Consider the following 19,206-nt stretch of genomic DNA (forward strand, 5'->3'; position numbering starts at 1 on the left):
TTCTGGGTATCAGCACCATTAAAGAGAAAGCCTCCCTGAAAAGGGAGGCTTTTTTGCATCTGTTGCTTTCCAAAAAATCCCCTCATATTCCTTATCTTCAATGTTTCCCTCTGTTTGTGGCCTGCCCTGTTTTTATGCTGATCTGAGTCCCAAGGTGTTACTCATTTGACTGCTATTGATGGTTTTATCCAGATATTTAACCATGATTGATTGACGTAAAACGTTTTACATGTAAAATCCGGCGCGTTTTGCCTATTACGTGGAGAAAGAACATGGCGCAGGATAACGAATACTGTTTGGGGGCGGTTCCCGCCAAAGGGCGTAAAGGTGTGCTGTCGCTGATGCTGGTGATGCTCGGCCTGACCTTCTTCTCTGCCAGCATGTGGACCGGCGGTGCGCTGGGCACCGGTCTGGTGTTCGATGACTTCATCAAGGCGGTACTGCTCGGCAATTTGCTGCTGGGTATCTACACCGCCTGTCTCGGCTATATCGGTGCTTCAACCGGTCTCTCTACCCATCTGCTGGCGCGTTACTCGTTTGGGGTGAAAGGTTCCTGGCTGCCATCCTTGTTGCTGGGCGGCACTCAGGTCGGCTGGTTCGGCGTCGGCGTCGCCATGTTTGCGCTGCCGGTGCAGAAGGCGACCGGCATCGATGTGAACTGGCTGATCGCCATTTCGGGCATTCTGATGACAGTGACCGTCTACTTCGGGATCTCCGCCCTGATGGTGCTGAGCTTTGTGGCAGTACCGGCCATTGCACTGCTTGGCGGCTACTCGGTCTGGCTGGCGGTGACCTCGACCGGTGGCATGACTGCCTTGCAGCAGGTGCAACCAAGCAATCCCATCGAGTTCACCACGGCATTGACCATGGTGGTCGGTTCCTTTATCAGTGCAGGAACCCTGACCGCCGACTTTGTTCGATTTGGCCGCAAACCCTGGGGCGCCGTCATGATTACCATGGTGGCGTTTTTTTTGGGCAACACTCTGATGTTCGTCTTCGGTGCAGCCGGCGCGGCCGTGACAGGGCAGGCCGATATCTCGGAAGTGATGTTGATGCAGGGGCTGTTGATCCCCGCCATTCTGGTGCTGGGCCTCAATATCTGGACCACCAACGACAACGCCCTCTACGCCTCCGGCCTCGGTTTTGCCAACATTACCGGTCTCAAGAGCAAGCCGCTCAGCGTGATCAACGGCCTCGTCGGTACCGCCTGTGCCCTCTGGCTCTACAACAACTTTGTCGGCTGGCTGGCCTTTTTGAGTACGGCAATTCCCCCGATTGGTGGCATTATCATCATGGATTTCCTGCTCAATCGTGAGCGTTACCGTCAGTTTGCCGATCAGCAGTTCGAGACTGTGCGCTGGCAGGCACTGGTAGCAACGGCAGTCGGGGTAGCTGTCGGCAAGTGGCTACCGGGCATAGTGCCACTCAACGCGGTATTGGGCGCCGCCTTCACCTATTTCATTCTGGTTCGCCTCACCCAGCGGCCGGTTCTGGTACAGGAAGCTAGCAAATGCTGATTCAACATATTCGTTTGGCCGATCGGGAAGGGTTGTGGCAGATCCGCTGTCAGGATGGGGTCATCACCGCCATCGAACCCCATGACGAGCATGCCGTCGCCGGTCGGGTGTTGGACGGGGAGGGCGGTCTGGCGATCGCTCCCTTTATCGAACCCCACATTCACCTCGATACCACCCAGACGGCGGGCGAGCCGAGCTGGAACCTCTCCGGCACCCTGTTCGAGGGGATCGAGCGTTGGGCCGAGCGCAAGGCGCTGCTGACCTATGAGGATGTGAAACAGCGTGCTATCCAGACGCTGAAGTGGCAGATCGCCAACGGCATCCAGTTTGTGCGTACTCACGTCGATGTCTCCGATCCAAATCTGGTTGCGCTCAAGGCGATGCTGGAAGTGCGGGAGGAGATGAAGGAGTGGGTGGAGCTGCAGATCGTCGCCTTCCCGCAGGAGGGGATCCTCTCCTACCCGAATGGCAAGGCACTGTTGGAGGAGGCGCTCAAGCTGGGGGCCGATGTGATCGGTGCTATTCCTCATTTCGAGTTTACCCGGGAATATGGGGTCGAAAGTCTGCACTACATCTTCGATCTTGCCGAGAAGTATCAGGTTCTGGTCGATGTGCACTGTGATGAAATCGATGACGAGCAGTCTCGTTTCATCGAGACGCTGGCAACTCTGGCCTACGAGCGCGGTATCGGGCATCGGGTCACCGCCAGTCACACTACCGCCATGCACTCCTACAACGGTGCTTATGCTTCCCGTCTGTTCCGGTTGCTGAAGATGGCGGATATCAACTTCGTGGCCAATCCGCTGGTGAACATTCACCTGCAGGGGCGGTTCGATACCTATCCCAAACGCCGCGGCATTACCCGAGTGAAGGAGATGCTGGAGGCGAACATCAACGTCTGCTTCGGTCACGATGACGTGCTCGATCCCTGGTATCCCATGGGCACCGCCAACATGTTGCAGGTGCTGCACATGGGGCTGCATGTCTGCCAGATCATGGGTTACGAGCAGATCAACGATGGGCTGAAGCTGATCAGCAGCCACAGCGCCCGCACCCTGAACGTGCAGGATCGCTACGGTATCGAGGTAGGCAAACCGGCCAACCTGTTGATCCTGCCCGCCGAGAACGGCTTCGATGCGGTGCGCCGTCAGGTGCCGGTGCGTTACTCGATCCGCCACGGCAAGGTGATTGCCCAGACCCGGCCAGCCCAGACCGAAATTGTGTTGGGTCAGCCTGAGCCCATCGATTTTCGCCGCTGAGTTTTCAATCAGGCCGGATGGCGATTAGTTCCCTCGCTGGGCACAAGGGCCGCCATTACGACATAATGGCGGCCTTGAGGGAGTGATGCCATGCATGCCTGGTGCTATGTTGCGATTGGGGGCGCTTGGGCGTCTTGACCAGCTTATCCTCCTTGTCCCTCGATACCAGTGGTACTGGCCCAACACGGTGCCGATCTGAAGGCGCAGCTCAATATCGGTCTCAATCTGTGCCTTTGTCTGGCCATGGTCATGCTCGGCATGCAGATGGTTGCGAGCCGGGTTTAAGGTGTCCGCACGCCATTGGCTCTGGTAAACTGGCGGCCATTCTTTGTTCTATGGGTGTTTAAGGGATGTCAGAACAAGCTACGACAACGCATTTCGGCTTTAAAACCGTGGCCGCGACCGAGAAAGAGACTCTGGTGGCAGGCGTCTTCCATTCGGTGGCAGCCAAGTATGATCTGATGAACGATCTGATGTCGTTCGGCATCCACCGCCTGTGGAAGCGCTTCACTATCGACTGCTCCGGCGTGCGCAAGGGACAGAAGGTGCTGGATCTGGCCGGTGGTACCGGCGATCTGACCGCCAAGTTCTCCCGCATCGTTGGCGAAACCGGTCAGGTGGTGCTGGCGGATATCAACGACTCCATGCTCAAGGTTGGCCGCGACAAGCTGCGCAATCTGGGAGTGGCCAACAACGTTTCCTACGTCCAGGCCAACGCCGAGGCGCTCCCGTTCCCGGATAACCACTTCGACATCATCACCATCGGCTTCGGCCTGCGTAACGTCACCGACAAGGACAAGGCGCTTGCCTCCATGTTCCGGGTGCTCAAGCCGGGTGGCCGCCTGCTGGTGCTGGAGTTCTCCAAGCCGGTCAGCGAAGTGATAGCCAAGCTGTATGATCTCTACTCCTTCAAACTGCTGCCGAAAATGGGCGAAATCGTCGCGAATGACGGCGAAAGCTACCAGTATCTGGCTGAATCTATTCGCATGCACCCGGATCAGCAGACCCTGGCCGGCATGATGGAGAATGTCGGTTTCGAGCAGGTTGAGTACTTCAACCTGACCCAGGGCGTGGTTGCCCTGCACCGCGGTTACAAGTTTTAAGGTTGCCTATGCCGATGGATGCCATGGTCACCGCGGTGATCGAAACCAGCCTCAACCAGTTGCTGGGGCTGGACAAAGAGAGCCCGGAGCGGCTGCGCAAGCTGGCAGGCAAGGTCCTCAAGCTGGAGCTGCGTGAGCTCAAGCCACTCTGGTTTGTCTTCTCCGAGCGCCGGCTGGATGTGCTGGCCAGCTATGAAGGTGAGGCGGATGCAGTGCTGAGCCTCTCCCTGACCGCGCTCGGTCTGCTCAAGGAACCCTCCGCCCTGACCCGTTATATCCGCGAGGAGAAGCTGGATCTGAGCGGTGACCCCCAGCTGGTGCAGGCGTTCAGCGTGCTGCTGGGTGAGCTGGATATCGACTGGGAGGAGGAGCTCTCCCGCTATACCGGCGATGTCGTGGCTCACACCCTGTTCAGTGGTGCCCGTCAGGCGCGTCGTCTGGTCGGCCGCGAACTGTGCCGCAGCCAGCGTCAGCTGGCGGAATATCTGACCGAAGAGATCCGCCTCGCCCCCGGCCCGCTGGAAGTGGCGAGCTTCAACGATGATGTCGAGGTGCTGGCCCAGCAGCTCAAGGCCGTTGAACTGCGGCTGGCTCGACTCGAACAGCAGGTGGCCTGATGACTCCGAAAGAGTTCAAACGCCTCTATCGCATCATCACCATCCTGCTGGAGCGGGGCATCGACGAGTTGGTGCCCGCTCGCTATCAACCCTGGCCGGGTCGTCTGGCTCGTCGCTCCCTGTTCTGGCTCAAGAACAAGCAACCCGATCTCAGCCGCGGTGCCCGTATCCGCCTCGCCTTCGAGGCGCTCGGCCCCATCTTCATCAAGTTTGGTCAGATGCTCTCGACCCGGCGTGACTTGCTGCCGCCAGATATCGCCGAGGAGCTGGCCCTGCTGCAGGACAGAGTGCCCCCCTTCTGCGGTCAGGCAGCGCGTCAGCAGATTGAGCGCAGTCTGGGTTGCCCTATCGAGACCCTGTTTGACGACTTCGACGAGACGCCGCTGGCCTCCGCCTCCATCGCCCAGGTGCATACCGCCCGGCTGAAGGAGAGTGGCCGCGAGATCGTCATCAAGGTGATCCGTCCCGACATCGAGCCGGTCATCGATGCCGATCTGCGCCTGATGCGGGCACTGGCCCGTCTGGTGGCGCGCTTTGTGCCCCAGAGTGCGCGGCTGCGCCCCATCGAGGTGGTGGAGGAGTATCGCAAGACCATCCTCGACGAGCTCAACCTGATGCGCGAAGCGGCCAACGCCATCCAGCTGCGGCGCAACTTCACCGGCTCCGAGGCGCTCTATGTGCCTGAAATCATCACCGATCTCTGCCGCGAGCAGGTGTTGGTGATGGAGCGCATCTACGGCATACCGGTCTCCGATATCGCTGCGCTGGAAGCCAACGGCACCAACATGAAGCTGCTGGCCGAGCGCGGGGTGGAGGTCTTCTTCACCCAGGTGTTCCGCGACAGCTTCTTCCACGCCGACATGCACCCGGGCAACATCTTCGTCTCTTACGAACACCCGGAGAACCCGCTCTGGATCGGTATCGACTGCGGCATCGTCGGTACCCTCAACCGGGAAGACAAGCGCTATCTGGCGGAGAACTTCCTCGCCTTCTTCAACCGTGACTATCGCCGGGTGGCGGAGCTGCACGTGGAGTCGGGCTGGGTGCCGGCAGATACCAAGGTGGACGAGTTCGAGTTCGCCATCCGCACCGTGCTGGAGCCCATTTTCGAGAAGCCGCTCTCCGAGATCTCGTTCGGTCACGTGCTGCTCAATTTGTTCAACACCGCGCGCCGCTTCCATATGGCGGTGCAGCCGCAGCTGGTGCTGCTGCAGAAGACCCTGCTCTATGTCGAGGGACTGGGCCGTCAGCTCTATCCCCAGCTGGATTTGTGGCAGACCGCCAAGCCGTTCCTCGAAAACTGGATGCACGAGCAGGTTGGGCCCAAGTCGGTATTGAATGCCATCAAGGAGAAGGCGCCATTCTGGGCGGAGAAGCTGCCGGAACTGCCCGAGCTGGTCTACGAGACCCTGCGTCAGACCCGCCATCAGCAGCATCACTTCGACCAGATGTTTGCCGAATTTCGGCGCCACAGCCGTCGTCAGGGGCAGGCACGATACCTCTTAGGGGTGGGAGCCAGCCTGCTATTGGCGGGTGTATTCTTGCTGACCCAAAAACAACACATCGAGTGGGGACAAATCAGCCTCACCGGTGCCGGGATCTGCTGGCTGCTTGGCTGGCTGCGAACCCGTTCCCATTAAACAAAAACCGCGCCATCAGGCGCCTGCTCTGGAGAGAAAGTCATGGGTGGTATCAGTATTTGGCAATTGTTGATCATCGCAGTCATCGTCGTGCTGCTGTTCGGTACCAAGAAACTGCGCGGGATCGGCGGCGATCTGGGTGCGGCGGTCAAGGGGTTCAAAAAGGCGCTGGCCGATGAACCAAACGATACCAAGCAGCAGAACGATGCCGAGTTTCCGCCGAAGCAGCTGAACGAAACGGCTAACCAGAACGCCGAGACCGCCAAGCAGAAAGACAAAGATCAGGCCTAAGCCATGTTCGATATCGGTTTTTGGGAGCTGGTGGTTATCGCCGTTGTAGCGTTGGTGGTGCTGGGGCCGGAACGGCTGCCCAGCGCTATCCGCACGACGACGCACTGGATCCGCCTCATCCGCTCCACCGCCAACTCGGTCAAGGCCGAGCTGGAGCAGGAGCTCAAGCTGCAAGAGCTGCACAACGACCTGAAGAAGGCCGAACAGCTGCAGATGAATAACCTGAGCCCCGAGTTGCAGGAGTCCATCGAACAGCTCAAGGCGGCGGCCCAGTCGGTTAACCGCCCCTATCAGGTCGAGAACGAGATCCGCCCCCCCGTCGCAGAGCCTGTGGCCCCCGTCGAGCCAGTGGCTCAGGTTGTCCAGGTAAATGACGAGGTGCCGCCGGTCAACAGCCAGCAGGAGCATGAAGTCGTGAATGAGCCGGTCAGCAAAGGGGAGGTCAAGCCATGAGTCAGGCAGAACAACCCCTGATCAGCCATCTGGTGGAGCTGAGAACCCGCCTGTTGCGGTCGGTGACGGCCATCCTGCTGGTCTTTCTGGCGCTGATCTACTTCTCCAACAACATCTACGACTTCGTGGCGCAGCCGCTGCTGAGCCAGCTGCCGGCAGGCACCAGCATGATAGCGACGGATGTGGCGACCCCCTTCCTGACGCCAATCAAGTTGACGCTGGTGGTCTCCTTCTTCGTGGCGATCCCCTATCTGCTCTATCAGGCCTGGGCCTTTATCGCCCCCGGTCTGTACCAGCATGAACGCCGGCTCATCATGCCGCTGGTGGTCTCCAGTGCATTGCTGTTCTACGCGGGGATGGCGTTTGCCTACTACGTGGTGTTCCCGCTGGTATTCGGCTTCTTCACCAGTACCGCCCCCGCCGGGGTGACGGTGGCGACCGACATCGCCAGCTATCTGGACTTTGTACTGACCCTGTTCTTCGCGTTCGGGGTGGCGTTCGAAATTCCGGTAGCCACCATCCTGCTCTGCTGGACCGGGGTAACCAGTCCCAAGAGCCTGCGGGAGAAGCGTCCCTACGTTATCGTCGGGGTGTTTGTGGTCGGCATGTTGCTGACGCCGCCCGATGTCTTCTCCCAGACGCTGCTCGCGATCCCCATGTGGGGCTTGTGGGAGCTGGGTCTCTTCTTCGCCCGTTTCTACGTGAAAGAAGAGAGCGAAGAGAAGCAGGAACAGACTGAAGAGGGGAGCTAAGGCTCCCTTCCTCTTTTCATGCTCCCGTTCGAGGCGTATGGTAAGGCCCAATTCGGTAGATGGTTTTCAAATACCTGATATGTATTCCTTTTGTCTGGAACTCCTCATCCCATGATCGATATCGGTTTAAACCTGACCAGCAGCCAGTTTGCCGGCGAGCAGGCTGAGCTGGTGGCCCGCGCCCGTGCCGCCGGAGTGGAAGCGCTGATCCTGACCGGTACCGATCTGGACTGCAGCCGCGAGAGCGCCGGGTTGGCCGCCCGCTGGCCGGGCTACTGCTTCTCCACCGCCGGGGTCCATCCCCACGATGCCAAGAGTGTCGATGAGGCGACCCTGCCCGCCTTGCGCGAGCTGGCAGCACTGCCGCAGGTGGTGGCCATCGGCGAGTGCGGTCTCGACTACAACCGCGACTTCTCTCCCCGCCCGGTGCAGGATGCGGTGTTCGACGCCCAGCTGGCGCTGGCCGCCGAGCTCGGGATGCCGGTGTTTCTCCACTGCCGCGATGCCCACGCCCGTTTCATCGAGATCTTGCTTCCCTGGTTGCCGAGGCTGCCGGGAGCCGTGCTGCACTGCTTCACCGGCTCCGACGAGGAGCTGGACGAGTGTCTGGCGCTGGGGCTGCATATCGGGGTGACCGGCTGGCTCTGCGACGAACGCCGCGGCCAGCTGCTGCGCGAGCAAGTGGCCCGCATTCCGGCTGGCCGCCTGATGATCGAGACCGACGCCCCCTATCTGGTGCCGCGCGATCTGAAACCGCGCCCGAAACGCAACGAACCCGCTTTTTTGCCGCACATCGCCCAGGTGGTGGCGGCCTGTCGTGGTGAAGCGCCCGAGGCCTTGCTGGCCCACACCCGGGCCACCTCCGCCGCGTTCTTCCAACTTCCTCTCCAGGAGTGATTCATGGCTACAACTCTTCCGGGCGCCTTTCCGGGCCGCCGCCTGCGCCGTCTGCGCAAACATGATTTCAGCCGTCGTCTGGTGCGCGAGAACGTACTGACCGTCAACGATCTCATCTATCCGGTGTTCGTGCTGGAGGGGGAGAACCGCCGGGAAGCCGTTCCCTCTATGCCGGGGGTGGAGCGTCTCTCCATCGATCTGCTGCTGATCGAGGCTGCCGAGCTGGTGGAGCTGGGCGTGCCTGCCATTGCCCTGTTCCCGGTGACCCCGCTGGAGAGCAAGAGCCTGATGGCGGAAGAGGCCTACAACCCGAACGGACTGGCCCAGCGCACCGTGCGTGCCCTCAAGGCCCGCTTCCCGGAGCTGGGGGTCATCACCGATGTGGCGCTCGATCCGTTCACCACCCACGGGCAGGACGGCATCATCGATGACGAAGGCTATGTGCTGAACGACATCACCACCGAGATCCTGATCAAGCAGGCGCTCTCCCATGCCGAGGCCGGGGTCGATATCGTGGCGCCGTCTGACATGATGGATGGCCGCATCGGTGCCATCCGCGCCGCGCTGGAAGAGAACGGCTTCATCAACACCCAGATCATGGCCTACTCCGCCAAGTACGCCTCCTGCTACTACGGCCCGTTCCGCGATGCGGTCGGTTCTGCCGGCAACCTCGGCAAGAGCAACAAGGCCACCTACCAGATGGATCCGGCCAACAGTAACGAAGCCCTGCACGAAGTGGCGCTGGATATTCAGGAAGGGGCCGACAGCGTGATGGTCAAGCCGGGCATGCCCTATCTGGACGTGATCCGTCAGGTGAAGGATCAGTTCGGCGTGCCGACCTTTGCCTATCAGGTGAGTGGCGAGTACGCCATGCACATGGCGGCGATCCAGAACGGCTGGCTGAAAGAGAAGGAGTGCATCATGGAGTCCCTGCTCTGCTTCAAGCGGGCCGGGGCCGACGGCATCCTTACCTACTTCGCCAAGCGCGTGGCGCAGTGGCTGAAGGAAGATGCCCGTTAAGCTGACGTGACCGAGTGTGTAACGGATAGAAAAGAGGGGAGCCGATGGCTCCCCTCTTTCGTTACTGATAGCTGATTACTGCTTTATCTAGGCATCGCTCCAGGCAGTGCCGGTCGCGGTTGATGCATAGTGGCTGAGGGAGCCAACGGCTCCCTTTTTTATGATCGGCTAATTACAGCTTGATCCAAGCATCGCTCCAGGCAGAGCCAGTACCAGGTGCATAGTGGCTGCTGGAGCCGCCACACCAGCCGCTGTAGGGCCAGGGTTTGCACTCATAGTTGCCACCGGCATTGCTGACCCGATCACCGGCCTGATAGCTGGTGTTGGGGGCGTAGGCCGGGTAGTCACCCTCACCACCGCCGCTGCTCTGCTCGGTCAGTGCAACCGGGAAGCGCTGTACCACCGGCTGCTGGCCATCAGCCAGACCGTTGATCACCACTTCATAGCTGCCATCGGTCACATTGCTGCCCTGCAAAACCAGTGCGCTGGTGCCGTTCACCAGACTGGTGGTGTTGCCATAGCTGCGGCCGTTCTGCTCCAGCGTGGCAGAGATCTGCACCGGGTTGGCGGTGGTGACATTGAAGCGGATGGAGACCTGACCGTTAACTATGGTGTAGTCGGAACCCATAGCACTGACAGTGAAGTCGCTGCTGCCGATCACCGGCGGCTTCTCACCACCATCGCAGTCACTGTCTCCCTGCGGACGCCAGACGCCCCACTCACCGGTTGTGCCCGGCTCATCGTTCTGGGTCCACCACTCGGCGCGCCAGCTCTTGCCGTTATGGCTGACGATGTCGCCGCTGACGTAGGTCTTTTTGGCATCCCAGCTGTTTTGACAGATGGCACCCTGCTCCTTGACGGTCACGTTGCGCAGCTGGGTCACCTGCTGGTTGGCACTGTCGCTCACCTGATAGGTGAGGGTGTAGCGGCCAACCTTGCTGCTGTCGACGTTGCCGCTGACCTGAATGTTGGCGGTCAGATCGCCATCTTCCTCATCGTGGGCGCTGACGCCAGCCATCGGATCAAACGGGGTGCCGAGTTCGATAGTGGTGTCCGCAATACCGGTAAAGACCGGCTTCATGCTGTAGACCTCGACGGTGCGAACCTGCTCGGTGGTCTGGTTGTCGCTGTCGCTCACCTTGTAGGTGAGGGGATAGAGGCCGATGCGCTGGGTATCAACGCTCCCTTCCACCTGGATCTGACCGGTCAGATCGCCATCTTCCTTGTCACTGGCGCTGACGCCGGCCAGCGGGTCAAAGCGGGTGCCGTGCTTGACGCGGGCATCGCTCAGGCCGCTGAACACCGGCTTGCCGTTCTCGTCCGGCGGGGTGATGTTCTGGTCGTGGATGAAGGGGCCGTAGCTCTTGATGAAGGCTTCGTTGTAGGCCTGACCGGCCGCGTTGCGACCCATGTCCCAGTTGATGGACCAGGTCATCACGCCGCGCAGGGGCTGACCCTGGCTCTTCAGCTTGTTGAAAGCATCGAACAGATCCTGCGGATTCTTGACGTAACCGGTGGCGGCCGCATCGATATTGGTCGGGATACCGAATACCAGCTTGTCGTGGGGGATCTTGTAATAGCCGCGGGTGCCGTTGATCAGCGAGTCAGCCATGTAGTAGATGAACTCTTCTTTCAGGGCATCGTTGTTCTGGGCAATCCAGCCAATGCCATCGATCCAGATACCGTCGCCACCCTGGTTGTAGAACTGGGGGTTGATCCAGTCGTAGTAGCCTTCCAGCGCCCGCAGATAGGGGGTGTAGAGGCCGTTGGCATTCAGGTAGGGGAACTCGGGCGCCATGGTGATGAGGAAGTTTTTCCCCTGGGCGCGATAGTGATCCTTGACCAGCCGCAGGGCGGCCGGGATCACGGTCTGGTTGTTGGCGGCAGTGATGGCGGACTGTTCCAGATCGATGTCCAGACCGTCGAAGCCATAGGTCTCTACCAGACGGATGATCTCGTCGGCGAAGGCCTGCTCCTGACCGGTACGCAGCTCGATGTGGGCATCGGCACCGCCCAGCGCCAGCAGCACGGAGCGGCCCTGGCGGTTGAGCTCTGCGATCTGCTCGATAAATTGGCTCTCGCTCATGCCGGTAGCCGGGTCGAGCTTGAAGGTGGGGATGGGATCGCTGCCATACACCTTCATGAAGGAGACATCGACCACGTTGTATTGCGGATTGACCTGGTCGAGCTTGACGCAGGGGGCGGTACCGCCCTGATAGCCAGCGCCACCGCACCAGTTGTGCCAGTAACCCACTACGACACCGGATTGGGGATTGACCATGGCCTGACCGGCCGAGGCGGCCTGCGCCATGGGGGCGCCCATGCCGAGCAGGCAGCCCAGCAGGGATAACTTCAATTTGTTCATCTTGATATCTCCATACAGTACAAACGGAGCGTCCAGCTATGGCCGAACGCTCCCGGGGGGCAGCCCCGCTGTCATAGGACATCTCCCTTAGACCGGTGGCTTTGCGTCGTGCCCTTTCGGGTCACTTTGCCTTTTTCACCCGTTCTCCGTGTGGCACGGAGAATCAAGTGACCTGAGTAACAGGCTGCTTATGATATGCACTTAAAAACAAATTAATCAACGTATGTGCATGATTTGTTTTGGTTATTAACTTGTTGATTAGTTATTTTCCAAGCATGGAAAGGGCCGGTGATACGCTGCTGTGACCTACTCTTTTGTCGATTGGATTTGCTCTGCTTCCTTGTGGTTCGAGAGTTGAAAAAGCCGCAAAAAGAGCAAAAAAGTACCGATTATTCATGCTGTTGCCGTCCAGTATCTGGCAGAGAGGTGTTTGAGCTCACAAAGAGGGGAAAACAGTGCTGACAGGCGGATTGAAGCTTGATTATTGCGTGACTTGGCCACATGTTAGAGAACCATGAAGAGCTGCTAAAGCGGTCTGTTCAAGACCAAACAAGAGGTAACCGGGATGAATAACCCTTTGCTGTCAATGGATTCGCTGCCCCCTTTCAGCCAGATCCAGCCTGATCATGTACAGCCCGCCGTGACGCAGGCCATCGCCGATTGCAAACAGAAGATCAAGGATGTGCTGGCGCACACCGAGCCCCACACCTGGGACAGCCTGATCGCCCCGCTGGAAGAGGTCAACGACCGTCTGGCGCGGATCTGGTCACCGGTCAGCCACCTCAACTCCGTGCTCAACAGCGAACCACTGCGCGCGGCCCACGATGCCTGTCTGCCGCTGCTCTCCGAATTCCAGACCTATGTCGGTCAACATGAAGGGCTCTATCAAGCCTATCTGGCGCTCTCCGAGAGCGATGATTTCCCGCGGCTTGGCGGCGCCCAGCGCAAGGAGATCCAGAACACCCTGCGCGATTTCCGTCTCTCCGGTATCGGTCTGCCCGCCGAGGCGCAGCAGCGCTACGGCGAAATTCAGGCCCGCCTCTCCGAGCTGGCTTCCCGCTTCAGCAATAACGTGCTGGATGCGACCCAAGGCTGGCACAAGCTGGTGGCCGATGACGCCGAGCTGGCCGGTCTGCCGGAGAGCGTGCTGGCGGCGGCTCGTCAGATGGCCGAACTCAAGGGCAAGGAGGGGTGGCTGTTCACGCTGGATATTCCCTCCTACCTGCCGGTGATGATGTATGCCGACAACCGCGAACTGCGCGCCGAGATGTATGAGGCCTTCACCACTCGCGCCTCCGATCAGGGGCCCAATGCTGGCAAGTGGGACAACTCCGCCATCATGACCGAGCTGCTCACCCTGCGCAGCGAGCTCGCCAGGTTGCTGGGCTTTGCCAACTATGCCGAGCTGTCGCTGGCGACCAAGATGGCCGACAAGACCAGCCAGGTGGTGAACTTCCTCACCGATCTGGCGGCCAAATCCCTGCCGCAAGGCAAAGCCGAGCTGGAAGAGATCAGCGCTTTTGCCGCCGAACAACACGGCCAGAGCGAGCTGGCGGCCTGGGATATTGCCTACTACGCCGAGAAGCTCAAGCAGCACAAATTCTCCATCTCCGACGAGCAACTGCGCCCCTACTTCCCCGCCAACAAGGTGGTGAAAGGGTTGTTCGAAGTGGTCAAGCGGGTGTTCGGCATGAAGGTGCGCGAGCGCCTCGGCATCGACACCTGGCATCCGGATGTGCGCTTCTACGACATCTTCGATAGCGAGGATGAGCTGCGCGGCAGCTTCTATCTCGACCTCTATGCTCGCGAGCACAAGCGGGGCGGTGCCTGGATGGATGTCTGCCTGGGTCGTCGCTACCGTCAGGATGGGTCGCTGCAAAAGCCGGTCGCCTACCTGACCTGCAACTTCAACGGCCCGGTGGATGGCAAGCCTGCGCTCTTTACCCATGACGAAGTGGTCACTCTGTTCCACGAATTCGGCCACGGCATTCACCATATGCTGACCCGGATCGATGTGGCTGGCGTGGCCGGTATCAACGGCGTGGCCTGGGATGCGGTCGAGCTGCCGAGCCAGTTCCTCGAGAACTGGTGCTGGGAGTCGGAGGCGCTGGCCTTTATCTCCGGCCATTACGAGACCGGCGAGCCGCTGCCTGCCGATCTGCTGGAGAAGATGCTGACCGCCCGCAACTTCCAGGCGGCGATGCAGATGCTGCGCCAGCTGGAGTTCGCTCTGTTCGACTTCCGTCTGCATCAGGAGTTTGACCCGGCCAAACCGGAGCAGATCCCGGCACTGCTGGATGAGGTGCGCAGTCAGGTAGCCGTGATGACGCCGCCGGCGTTCAATCGCTTCCAACACAGCTTCTCCCACATCTTCGCGGGCGGTTATGCGGCGGGCTACTACAGCTACAAGTGGGCGGAAGTGCTCTCTGCCGATGCCTTCTCCCGCTTTGAGGAGGAGGGGATCTTCAACCCGGAGACCGGCCAATCCTTCCTGCAGAACATTCTGGAGAAAGGGGGCTCGAAGGAGCCGATGGAGCTGTTCCGTGCCTTCCGCGGCCGGGAGCCAAAGGTCGATGCGCTGCTGCGCCATAGCGGGATTGCTGCATAACCTTTATCCCCGCCGTAGCGGTGAGCTTCAAGCAGATACGCTTTTGCGGCATAGTGGGATCAAGGCGTGATTTTTGCCATAAAAAGGGACCTTTTGGTCCCTTTTCTCATGCCTTTTTAATATCTTGCTGAATGCATGTTTGCACTGCCCGCGCCTCTTAAGTAGAGTCGTGTTCTACATCTTCAAGGAGAGAAAGCCCCTTGCCATGAGGCGAGCACTCGATTCCGTCTATCAAATCATCTCCAGTCTGGCTCATTCGAGTGGTCAGGGATATTTCGATACCTTTGTGAGTGAAATCGCCGCGGTTGTGATGGCTGATGTCGTCCTGATCACAACATGGGAACCAAACGCTGCCCAATTCAGGGCGCAGGCCGCTTATCCTTCCTGCCTTGAACCCGAATCCCTGCAACTGCCGCTAACCGGCTCGCCCGATGCCATCACCTGGCATGAGGGGGAAGCCTGGTTCAGCGACCGTTTGCTCCAGCTCTTCCCCCATGTGCCCCTTGCGCAGGAGTGGCAGCCGCAGGCTTATGCCGGCATTGTGCTCAAGAACGCCGATGGCGAACCCATCGGTATCTGCAGCCTGCTCTATCGCCAGCCACAGGCCAACATGGGCAAGGTAATGGGGTTGCTCAAGCTGCTGGGGCCGCTGGCTGGCCGCGAGCTGGCCCTCCTGCTGCAGCGCGCGCAGCAGCCGCTGCCCGATTCGCCTCATATGCTGCAGAGCATGCTCTCCCATGCGCCGGTCGGGATCGGCAAGCTGGACCTTGCCGGCCGCATCCTCTGGGCCAACCCGGCCATCGAGAAGATGCTGGGATACCCGCTCGACGAGCTGCTCCATCGCACCATCTCCGACATCAACCATCCCGAAGACTGGATGCGCAGCGCCGAATACTACGAGCAACTCTATCGTGGCGAGCGCAGCAGCTTCACTCAGGAGAAGCGCTACTTCTGCAAGGGCGGGGAAGTGCTGTGGGGGCGGGTAACGGTGACCCTTATTCGCGATGCTCTGCAGCAGCCGGATTATCTGATGGTGCTGCTGGAGAATATCGATCCCCTCAAGCGCCACGCCGAGCAGCTCAAGCTCTCTCACCGGGTCTATGACAACCTCTCCGAGGCGATCCTGGTGTGTGATGACGACAGTCGCATCATCTCGGTCAACCCGGCGTTCGAGCAGATCACCGGCTACAGCAGCGAGGAGGTGTGTGGCCTGCGCCCCAGTATCCTCAAGTCCGGCCTGCACGATCAGACCTTCTATGCCGACATGTACCACGCGCTGGAGCGGGTGGGAGTATGGCGCGGCGAGGTGTGGAACAAGCGCAAGAACGGCAAGCTCTATCCGCAGCAGCTGATGATCAGCACCCTGCGTGAAGGGGGTAAGATTCAGCAATATATCGCCATTTTCAGCGACCTTTCCCAGACCAAGCTCGCCGAACAGAAGATCGCGGCACAGGCCAACTATGACAACCTCACCAGCCTGCCCAACCGCTGGCTGTTTGGCCGCTGCCTAGGTCGTTTCTGCGAGCGGGGCGAACGCTTCGCCCTGATGGTGCTCGACCTCAACAACTTCAAGGCGGTCAACAACAGTATGGATCACCATGCCGGTGACGCCCTGCTGCGGGAGGTGTCGGATCGATTGGTGAGCCGGGTGCGCACCGAGGATCTGGTGGCCCGCATCGGTGGTGACGAGTTCGCCTTTCTGGTGCCGGGCATAGTGACCCGCCGTCAGGCAGAGGTGTTTGCCAAGCAGGTGATCGGCAGCTTTGCCCGCCCCTTCATGCTGGCGAACCAGCACCTCTACGTGACAGCAACGGTGGGGATGACCCTCTGCCCCATCGATGGCAGCGAGAGCGACGAGCTGCTGCGTAACGCCGAGCAGGCGCTGTTTGCCGCCAAACGGCAGGGACGGCTGATCGGCACCTACTGCTCCTCCATGCGTGAAGAGGTGCGCCAGCGCCATCAGATGCAGCAGGATCTGGCGGAAGCGATCAAGCAGGAGCAGCTGACCATGGCCTACCAGCCCATCTGGGACAACCGCAGCGGGCGGGTGGCCAAGCTGGAGGCGCTGGTACGCTGGTATCACCCCCAGTGGGGACAGGTTTCACCGGCCGAGTTCATCCCACTGGCGGAGGAGGCGGGGCTGATCCAGGGGCTGGGTTCATTGGTGCTGTGGCAGTCGTGTCGGGATCTGGCGCGTTTGCAGCGCTCCGGTTTTCCGGATCTGCAGATGTCGATCAACCGCTCCACCATGGAGTTCCAGACTATAGATCCGGAAGCGAGCGAGTGGCTCAAGGTTATCCACCATTTTGAGCTCGATCCTGCCGACATCGTCATCGAAATTACCGAATCTCTGCTGATGGAGAGCAGCGATCAGCATAGGGTGCGGATCGATGCCCTGCGCGAGGCGGGCTGCAAGCTGGCCATCGATGACTTCGGCACCGGCTACTCGGCGCTCAACTATCTGCGCACATTCCCGGTAGATCTGGTCAAGATCGACCGATCTTTCGTGCGCCATATCCCCTTCAACGAACAGGATCGGATGCTGCTGGACGGCATCATCAACATAGTGCACAACCTCGGGATGCAGGTGGTGATAGAAGGGGTGGAGACTCGCGAGCAGCTCAACTTCCTCTGCCAGAAGGGGTGTGCCTTTACTCAGGGTTATCTGCTCAGTCGTCCGCTCGCCTACGACGATCTCACCGAATATCTGCAGCTCAACGACAAGAACATGTTTTTGCAGGCCCGTTCCAGCTGACCGTCACTGCGCCGGTTTCAATTTCTCCTGCTTGCCCCGCAGCGTCCGGTAATCCTCCCCGAGATAGCGCATATAGATGCGATCCAGCACCCCCTCATCCAGCATCTGCTGCAGCGCCTTGTTGTAGGCGGGCAGCAGCTCTGCTCTCTGTTTGCCAAAGCAGAGATAGAGCGGGGTTGAATCGATAAAGGGGGTGAGGGCGCGGATCTTGACGTCCTGCTCCTTGGAGAGGATGGGGGCCGAGAAGTAATCCAGCACTATCATGTCGACCCGGCTCTTCTCCAGCATCAGCAGCAACTGTTTGTCGGAGTGGGCCTTGATGGGTTCCCAGCCGGTGAAGTTCTTGATCTTGTCCGTGTAATCATAGCCCCTGACCATCCCCACTTTCAGTCCCTTGGCCATCTCCCATGAGAAAGTCTGCAGCGGGCTGTCGGTGCGCACATAGGCGGCCAGCGGGTAGAAAGCAGTAGCAAGGTCAGAGTGGTAGCAGCCGGGCAGGGGAGCATTGTCGAGAATGCCGTCCGCCAGCTCGGTGTTGACGTACTGTTCGCAGCGTCCCCACGGCAGTTCGAGCAGGGTGAGGCTCATGCCGAGGCGGTGCGCCACCTCCTGATGGATCTCGACCGATATCCCCTCTTTCAGGTTGCCCTGTTCGGCATAGGAGAAGGGGGGCCAGTCCACGCCACAGACCTTGAGATTGGGGCTGCTCTGGGCGGCGAGCAGCAAGGCGATGAGCAGGTTCATGGGGTTTCCTCCCTACAGCGACGCGAAGGGGCTGTGGTACACTCGGTTCACTGAACTTAGAACGCATCCAGAGACCATGCAAATCCTCCTCGAAGACCCCGCCAAGGCAGCGCTGGCAGACGCGCTGGCCAGCCAGCTTGCCCAGATAGACCTCCCCCAGTTTGCTCTGGTATTTACCCCGGAGCGGCTGGAGCTGCGCAAGCTGGATGAGCCCAAGCTGGGGGCTGTCTACGTGGATTTCGTCGAAGGAGCCGTCGCCCATCGCCGCAAGTTTGGCGGCGGTCGCGGTCAGTCCATCGCCAAGGCGGTGGGGCTCAAGTCGGGGGCGACTCCGACCGTGGTCGATGCCACGGCCGGGCTGGGACGCGATGCCTTCGTACTGGCCTCTCTCGGTTGCCGGGTGACCATGATTGAGCGCAGCCCCGTGGTGGCCGCCCTGCTGCAGGATGGTCTGGCACGCGCCGCAGAAGACTCCGAGATCGGCCCATGGGTACGCGAGCGGATGCAGCTGATGCACGGCCCTGCGGTGGATACTCTGCTGGGGCTGACCGAACGGCCCGAGGTGATCTACCTCGACCCCATGTTCCCGCACAAGCAGAAGTCGGCGCTGGTGAAAAAAGAGATGCGAGTGTTCCAGTCGCTGGTGGGGCCGGATCTCGATGCCGATGCCCTGCTGCCAGCAGCGCTCCAGATGGCAGAGAAGCGGGTGGTGGTGAAGCGCCCCGACTACGCCGGCTGGCTCAACGAACAGAAGCCGAGCATGGCCATCGAGACCAAGAGCAACCGCTTCGATGTCTACGTAATGGCGGCACTGGCGAGTTAAGCGACGACTGGCATATCGCCCGGGCGACCAAACAAAAAAGAGGGCCAACCTGATCGGGTTGGCCCTCTTGCTATTTATTGGCTGTCTGACAGGGCTGGTGGGGCGAAGCGGATCTGCTTCTCCTCTCCCTGCCAGCTGAATCTCATGGTCGCCAGATCTGCCAGACTGAGCTGCTCGCCGCTGTGCAGCTGGAGATACTCCACCCCATCGCGGGCCTCTATGGTGCGGATCCGATCCGCCCACTGACGTCCGTCCCGACTGGTCAGCGCGACCTGCAACTGCCAGCTGGCGGCAATCTCCAGCCAGTCGTAAAGGTCACAGCTGATGGGTTGGTAATCGGGCATGGTCTGCTCCTTGAGAAG

At 60.1% G+C, this 19,206-nt stretch carries 16 protein-coding genes and 1 riboswitch; of the genes, 13 read left to right on the plus strand and 3 right to left on the minus strand.

Annotated features, from left to right (window positions below; translation table 11 throughout):
• Positions 1-272: 272 nt before the first annotated feature.
• The 10 genes from codB to hemB all read left to right on the plus strand — a co-directional run bounded on the left by codB (position 273) and on the right by hemB (position 9,549).
• Positions 273-1,517 (plus strand): cytosine permease, encoded by a 1,245-nt coding sequence (gene codB / locus AACR93_RS08570; RefSeq protein ID WP_043850497.1) that lies wholly within the window; start codon positions 273-275, stop codon positions 1,515-1,517.
• Positions 1,511-2,776 (plus strand): cytosine deaminase, encoded by a 1,266-nt coding sequence (locus AACR93_RS08575; protein ID WP_043850498.1) that lies wholly within the window; start codon positions 1,511-1,513, stop codon positions 2,774-2,776. The genes codB and AACR93_RS08575 overlap by 7 nt, the downstream gene beginning before the upstream one ends.
• A 350-nt stretch (positions 2,777-3,126) precedes the next feature.
• Entirely contained in the window at positions 3,127-3,879 is a 753-nt protein-coding gene (gene ubiE / locus AACR93_RS08580) for a bifunctional demethylmenaquinone methyltransferase/2-methoxy-6-polyprenyl-1,4-benzoquinol methylase UbiE (RefSeq protein WP_043850499.1), read from the plus strand.
• 8 nt (positions 3,880-3,887) lie between these two features.
• A complete protein-coding gene (locus AACR93_RS08585; RefSeq protein WP_042032730.1) occupies positions 3,888-4,496 on the plus strand; it encodes a ubiquinone biosynthesis accessory factor UbiJ in 609 nt (202 codons plus the stop codon).
• Positions 4,496-6,136 carry a ubiquinone biosynthesis regulatory protein kinase UbiB gene (gene ubiB, locus AACR93_RS08590; protein WP_041210571.1) on the plus strand — a complete coding sequence of 547 codons (1,641 nt, stop codon included), beginning with the start codon at positions 4,496-4,498 and terminating at the stop codon, positions 6,134-6,136. The genes AACR93_RS08585 and ubiB overlap by 1 nt, the downstream gene beginning before the upstream one ends.
• Before the next feature lie 42 nt (positions 6,137-6,178).
• Positions 6,179-6,427: a Sec-independent protein translocase subunit TatA gene (gene tatA, locus AACR93_RS08595; RefSeq protein ID WP_041210572.1), complete on the plus strand. Its 249-nt coding sequence runs from the start codon at positions 6,179-6,181 to the stop codon at positions 6,425-6,427.
• A gap of 3 nt (positions 6,428-6,430) precedes the next feature.
• Positions 6,431-6,880 carry a Sec-independent protein translocase protein TatB gene (gene tatB / locus AACR93_RS08600; protein WP_043850500.1) on the plus strand — a complete coding sequence of 150 codons (450 nt, stop codon included), beginning with the start codon at positions 6,431-6,433 and terminating at the stop codon, positions 6,878-6,880.
• Positions 6,877-7,632 carry a twin-arginine translocase subunit TatC gene (tatC, locus tag AACR93_RS08605; RefSeq protein WP_033112884.1) on the plus strand — a complete coding sequence of 252 codons (756 nt, stop codon included), beginning with the start codon at positions 6,877-6,879 and terminating at the stop codon, positions 7,630-7,632. Before tatB ends, tatC begins: the two co-directional genes overlap by 4 nt.
• Before the next feature lie 111 nt (positions 7,633-7,743).
• Complete coding sequence (locus tag AACR93_RS08610; RefSeq protein WP_043850501.1) at positions 7,744-8,529, plus strand: TatD family hydrolase; 786 nt, start codon at positions 7,744-7,746, stop codon at positions 8,527-8,529.
• Positions 8,530-8,532: 3 nt separating this feature from the next.
• Positions 8,533-9,549 carry a porphobilinogen synthase gene (gene hemB / locus AACR93_RS08615; RefSeq protein ID WP_005355877.1) on the plus strand — a complete coding sequence of 339 codons (1,017 nt, stop codon included), beginning with the start codon at positions 8,533-8,535 and terminating at the stop codon, positions 9,547-9,549.
• A 172-nt stretch (positions 9,550-9,721) separates the two neighbouring features.
• Here the strand turns inward: hemB and AACR93_RS08620 are convergent, their stop codons facing one another.
• The gene (locus tag AACR93_RS08620) at positions 9,722-11,914 is read right to left on the minus strand and encodes an immunoglobulin-like domain-containing protein (RefSeq protein WP_043850502.1); all 2,193 of its coding nucleotides are present in this window, start codon (positions 11,912-11,914) and stop codon (positions 9,722-9,724) included.
• A 55-nt stretch (positions 11,915-11,969) separates the two neighbouring features.
• A riboswitch (cyclic di-GMP riboswitch) is annotated at positions 11,970-12,055 on the minus strand.
• A 424-nt stretch (positions 12,056-12,479) separates the two neighbouring features.
• Here AACR93_RS08620 and prlC point away from each other — a divergent pair.
• Positions 12,480-14,522, plus strand: a complete 2,043-nt coding sequence (gene prlC, locus AACR93_RS08625) for an oligopeptidase A (protein WP_043850503.1) — start codon at positions 12,480-12,482, stop codon at positions 14,520-14,522.
• Positions 14,523-14,727: 205 nt separating this feature from the next.
• Positions 14,728-17,277, plus strand: a complete 2,550-nt coding sequence (locus AACR93_RS08630) for a putative bifunctional diguanylate cyclase/phosphodiesterase (protein ID WP_043850504.1) — start codon at positions 14,728-14,730, stop codon at positions 17,275-17,277.
• Between the two features lie 3 nt (positions 17,278-17,280).
• On the opposite strand, the gene AACR93_RS08635 is transcribed toward AACR93_RS08630, so the two are convergent.
• Positions 17,281-18,021, minus strand: coding sequence for a substrate-binding periplasmic protein (locus AACR93_RS08635; protein ID WP_041210579.1), 741 nt, complete (start codon positions 18,019-18,021; stop codon positions 17,281-17,283).
• A 76-nt stretch (positions 18,022-18,097) separates the two neighbouring features.
• On the opposite strand from AACR93_RS08635, the gene AACR93_RS08640 reads away from it, so the two are divergent.
• Positions 18,098-18,844 (plus strand): class I SAM-dependent methyltransferase, encoded by a 747-nt coding sequence (locus AACR93_RS08640; protein ID WP_043850505.1) that lies wholly within the window; start codon positions 18,098-18,100, stop codon positions 18,842-18,844.
• 74 nt (positions 18,845-18,918) lie between these two features.
• Here AACR93_RS08640 and AACR93_RS08645 read toward each other — a convergent pair whose 3' ends face one another.
• Positions 18,919-19,188: a Rho-binding antiterminator gene (locus AACR93_RS08645; RefSeq protein WP_043850506.1), complete on the minus strand. Its 270-nt coding sequence runs from the start codon at positions 19,186-19,188 to the stop codon at positions 18,919-18,921.
• Between the last annotated feature and the right edge of the window lie 18 nt (positions 19,189-19,206).

This window comes from Aeromonas sp. L_1B5_3, assembly GCF_963866575.1.
GTDB lineage: Bacteria > Pseudomonadota > Gammaproteobacteria > Enterobacterales > Aeromonadaceae > Aeromonas > Aeromonas jandaei.